This window comes from Micromonospora sp. CPCC 205561, from assembly GCF_036906775.1.
In the GTDB taxonomy this organism is placed as follows: domain Bacteria; phylum Actinomycetota; class Actinomycetes; order Mycobacteriales; family Micromonosporaceae; genus Micromonospora.
Window position 1 is genome coordinate 1 of sequence record NZ_JBAKHV010000111.1, and the last position, 4,395, is coordinate 4,395.

Below are 4,395 nucleotides of genomic sequence, written 5' to 3' on the forward strand. Positions count from 1 at the left end.
CAGGATCGCGGGCGGGGGGGAGGGGGAGGGGGGGGGGGGAGGGGGGTGGGTGGGGGGAGGTGGGAGGTGGGGGGTGGGGGGCGGGGATAGGCTCGGTGGGGTGAAGGGAGTGGGCCGGTGAGGGTCTTGGCGGCGATGTCGGGCGGGGTCGACTCGGCGGTCGCGGCGGCGCGGGCCGTGGAGGCGGGGCACGACGTGACCGGCGTGCACCTGGCGCTGGCACGCAACCCGCAGACCTATCGCACCGGCGCGCGCGGCTGCTGCACGCTGGAGGACTCCCGGGACGCCCGGCGGGCCGCCGACGTGATCGGTATCCCGTTCTACGTCTGGGACATGGCCGACCGCTTCCACTCCGACGTGGTGGACGACTTCGTCGCCGAGTACGCGGCCGGTCGTACGCCCAATCCCTGCCTGCGCTGCAATGAGAAGATCAAGTTTGCCGCGGTGCTGGACCGGGCCGTGGCGCTGGGCTTCGACGCCGTCGTCACCGGCCACCACGCCCGCCTCGGCGCGGACGGCCTGTTGCGCCGCAGCGTCGACCTGCCGAAGGACCAGTCGTACGTGCTGGCGGTGCTCACCCGCGAGCAGCTGGACCGCTCGGTCTTCCCGCTCGGCGACTCGACGAAGGCGCAGGTCCGCGAGGAGGCCGCCCGGCGAGGGCTGGCGGTGGCCGACAAGCCGGACTCGCACGACATCTGCTTCATCGCCGACGGGGACACCCGCGGCTTCCTCGCCAAGCGGCTCGGCGAGGCCCCCGGCGAGGTGGTGGACGCCGCCACGGGCGCGGTGGTGGGCAGCCACACCGGCGCGTACGCGTACACGGTGGGGCAGCGGCGCGGCCTGCACCTGGACCGCCCGGCCCCGGACGGCCGGCCGCGCTACGTGCTCTCCATCACGCCGACCACCAACACCGTGACGGTGGGCCCCGCCGAGGCGCTGGAGGTCTCCCGGGTACGCGCCGAGCGCCCGGTGTGGACGGGCGGTCCGCCCCCGGACGCGCCGCTGGAGTGCGAGGTGCAGCTGCGGGCGCACGGCGACGTGGTGCCGGCGGCCGTCGAGCTGACCGCCGACGGCCTCCGCGCCGAGCTGCGCCGCCCGGTCCGCGGGGTCGCCGCCGGGCAGGCCATCGTGGCGTACCGGCCGGACCCCGCCGGCGACGTCGTGCTCGGCTCCGCGACCATCGCCGCCTGACCGCCTGACCGCCTGACCGCCTGACCGCCTGACCGCCTGACCGCCTGACCGCCTCGTCGGGCGGTAGGGCGTCCGTCGTCGCGGGCGTCGCCGAGGAGGCGGCGGAGTAGGGGCTAGTCTTCGGCCGTGACAGAACAGGCGTGGCCATGGCCGGCCGGCACGGCGACCGGTGTCGGTTCGCTGCCCGGCACCGACATCGCCGAGGCGCAGCGGATCGTCCTCGGTGAGCTTCCCGCGCTGCCCCACCTGCCGGAGCTGCCGGCCCGGGGGCCCGGCGCCGACCTGATCGGCCGCACCGCCGGCCTCCTGGTCGAGCTGCCGGTGGAGCTGTACGCCGCCCGCTGGCGGGTCGCGCCACGCCCCGGGCGGGACCTGCGCCGCGCCCGCGACCTGATGGAGCGCGACCTGGACCAGCTCGCGGAGCAGGCCGAGGAGTACACCGGACCGGTCAAGGTCCAGGCCGGCGGCCCGCTGACCCTGGCCGCGTCCCTGGAGCTGCCGATCGGCGGCCGGATGCTGCGCGACGCCGGCGCGGTCCGGGATCTCACGAACTCGCTCGCCGAGGGGCTGCGCGGGCACGTCGCGGCGGTCGCCCGCCGGCTGCCCCGCGCCACCGTGCTGCTCCAGCTCGACGAGCCGTCGCTGCCGACCGTGCTCGCCGGGCGGGTGCCGACCGAGAGTGGGCTCGGCGCGTACCGTGCCGTGGAGCCGACCGTCGCCGCGTCGCTGCTGCGCACGGTCGTCGAGGCGGCCGGGGTGCCGACCGTCGTGCACTGCTGCGCGCCGGAGGTGCCGCTGGAGCTGATCCGCTCGACCGGCGCCGTCGGCGTGGCCCTCGACCTCGACTTCGTCACCGACCTGGACCCGCTGGGCGAGGCGATCGACGCCGGTTTCGGGCTGCTGGCCGGCGCCGTGCCCACCGGGCCGTCGGCCGCCGGTCGCGCGCCGACCTCGGCGCAGGTCGCCGACCGGGTACGCCAGCTCTGGGGCCGCCTCGGCTTCCCCCGCCGCCAGCTCGCCGAGCAGGTCGTGGTGACCCCGGCCTGCGGCCTCGCCGACGCCAGCGGGCCGTACGCGCGCGCGGTGCTCGCCGCCTGCCGGGACGCGGGACGGCGGCTCGCCGAGGAGTGAGGTTTTCCGTCCTACCGGCGGGGCAGGATGCCGGCATGATCGGAAAACTGCGCACCGTGGTCATCGACTGTCCCGATCCCCGGGCGCTGGCCGCCTTCTACTCCGAGCTGCTGGGCCTCGACGTCGACGCCGACGCCAGTGACGAGGGCTGGGCCGTGATCGCCGGTTCCGGGCACCGGCTCGCCTTCCAGGCGGCGCCCGACCTGCGCCGCCCGCGATGGCCCGACCCGGAGCGTCCCCAGCAGTTCCACCTCGACGTGCAGGTCGACGACGTCGAGGAGGCCGAGAAGCGGGTGCTGGCGCTCGGCGCCCGGCGGCTGCCCGGCGAGGGCGACGACTTCCGGGTCTACGCCGACCCGGCCGGTCACCCGTTCTGCCTGGTCTTCTTCGACTGAGCCCGGCCGCCGGTGCCGTGTCCGCCTCCGCCGCCTTCGCCTTCGCCGCCTTCGCCTCTGTCCGGTGCCGCGTCGTCTGCTCCGGTGTCGGCTTTGCCGCGTCGGTTCCCTCGCGTGACGCGTTGGCCCCCGGGGTGAGGCGCGTCGGCTGCGGCGATGACGCCTCGGGCCCGCCGGGTGGTGCGGGTTGCGGCCGGGCGGCATGATCGCGGGAATGATCGACACCTCGCTCCGGCGGGCCGCGGGCTCCCTCTTCGGCCTCGCCTACGGCGACGCCCTGGGCAAGCCGACCGAGTTCCTGACCGTCGCCGAGATCGTCCGTCGCTACGGGCCGGCCGGCCCGCGCGACCTGACCGGCGACCCGGCGCTGGTCACGGACGACACGCAGATGGCGCTGGCCGTCGGCTGGGCGCTGCACGATGCGCCGGCGCTGACCCCGGAGGCCGTCGAGCCGCTGCTGCGGGAGCGGTTCCTCGCCTGGGCGGCCAGCCCGGAGAACAACCGGGCTCCGGGCATGACCTGCCTGCGCGCCTGTGCGGAGCTCGGGCGCGGGGTGCGCTGGCAGGAGGCGACGGTGGTCGGCTCGAAGGGCTGCGGGGCCAACATGCGGGTCACCCCGGTCGGCCTGCTCGACGTCGACCTGGACACCCTGGCCGGGCTGGCCCAGCTCCAGGCGGGGCTGACCCACGGTCACCCGACGGGCCTCGCGGCCAGCGAGCTGACCGCGTACGCGGTGCGGCTGCTGCGCGACGGCGCGGCGCTGGCGGCGCTGCCCCGGCTGCTCGCCGACCGCGCCCGCGACCAGCGGCGGGTCTACCGGGCCGACTGGCTCGGCGACCTCTGGCGGCGCCCCGGCGTGGACGCGCCGGAGGACTTCATCGCCCAGGGCTGGGACGACTGTCTCGCGGTGCTCGGCCGCCTCGACGTCGCGCTCGCCGTGCCGGACGACGGCGGCGACCCGTGCCGGCACACCGGTGAGGGGTGGATCGCCGAGGAGGCGCTGGCCACGGCCCTGTTCTGCGCGATCCGGCACGCCGACGACCCGGTGACCGCGTTGGCCCGGGGCGCCACCACCGCCGGCGACTCCGACTCGATCGCCGCCCTGGCCGGCGCCTTCGTCGGTGCCGCGCTGGGCATGCCGGCCTGGCCCGTCGGGTGGGCCGCCCGCATCGAGTACGCCGACCAGCTCGACACCCTCGCCCGGGCCTGGGACTGACCCGCCGGCAGCCGACCGGGCGGGCGGCGGGCGGTCAGGCGCCGGGTAGGTGGGGGAGGCGGCGGATGCGGCGCCACAGGGCGGGGTCGCAGGCGCCGGCGCGGCGCGAGAAATCCGCCAGCGGTACGTGGGCCGGCTCGGCCAGGTCGACGAAGCTGTCGTGCTCGGCGTCGGGGTCCCACTCCCGCGTCGGGATGCGGACGTGGTCGTCCCGGGCGCTCTTGTCCTGACTGGTGATCTTCAGGACGTCGGCGCCCCGGGCGTCGACCCGCAGCACCAGACAGGGCCGCACCTTCGAGCCGGTGCCGTCGGCGTACGGGACGTCGGCCCACCAGACGTCCCCCGGGCGCGGCGCGTCGGCGGGGGCGCGGTCGGCGGCGCGCGGTCGGGGCGGCGCGCCGGACCGGCCGGGCCCGCCCGGCGACGTCTTCCGGCCGGGCCGGGTGGGCGGGCGTCGGGGCG

General features: G+C 77.0%; 5 protein-coding genes. 4 read left to right on the plus strand and 1 reads right to left on the minus strand.

Going from position 1 to position 4,395, the window contains the following annotated elements:
• The first annotated feature begins 117 nt into the window (after positions 1–117).
• From mnmA to V6V16_RS27610, 4 genes are all read left to right on the plus strand, one after another.
• Positions 118–1,191 carry a tRNA 2-thiouridine(34) synthase MnmA gene (gene mnmA / locus V6V16_RS27595; RefSeq protein ID WP_334566845.1) on the plus strand — a complete coding sequence of 358 codons (1,074 nt, stop codon included), beginning with the start codon at positions 118–120 and terminating at the stop codon, positions 1,189–1,191.
• Between the two features lie 126 nt (positions 1,192–1,317).
• The gene (locus V6V16_RS27600) at positions 1,318–2,322 is read left to right on the plus strand and encodes a methionine synthase (RefSeq protein ID WP_334566848.1); all 1,005 of its coding nucleotides are present in this window, start codon (positions 1,318–1,320) and stop codon (positions 2,320–2,322) included.
• Positions 2,323–2,357: 35 nt separating this feature from the next.
• On the plus strand, positions 2,358–2,717 hold the full coding sequence (locus V6V16_RS27605; RefSeq protein ID WP_334566850.1) for a VOC family protein: 360 nt from the start codon (positions 2,358–2,360) through the stop codon (positions 2,715–2,717).
• 214 nt (positions 2,718–2,931) lie between these two features.
• Positions 2,932–3,933 carry an ADP-ribosylglycohydrolase family protein gene (locus V6V16_RS27610; RefSeq protein WP_334566852.1) on the plus strand — a complete coding sequence of 334 codons (1,002 nt, stop codon included), beginning with the start codon at positions 2,932–2,934 and terminating at the stop codon, positions 3,931–3,933.
• 34 nt (positions 3,934–3,967) lie between these two features.
• On the opposite strand, the gene V6V16_RS27615 is transcribed toward V6V16_RS27610, so the two are convergent.
• Positions 3,968–4,395, minus strand: a 428-nt coding sequence (locus V6V16_RS27615) for a type II toxin-antitoxin system PemK/MazF family toxin (RefSeq protein WP_334566854.1), incomplete at its 5' end; no start/stop codon positions are given.

What these genes read in the sequence shown, in the direction of transcription:
- V6V16_RS27605 (WP_334566850.1), top strand. Translation starts at nt 2,358, where the DNA reads ATGATCGGAAAACTGCGCACCGTGGTCATCGACTGTCCCGATCCCCGG.
- V6V16_RS27610 (WP_334566852.1), top strand. Translation starts at nt 2,932, where the DNA reads ATGATCGACACCTCGCTCCGGCGGGCCGCGGGCTCCCTCTTCGGCCTC.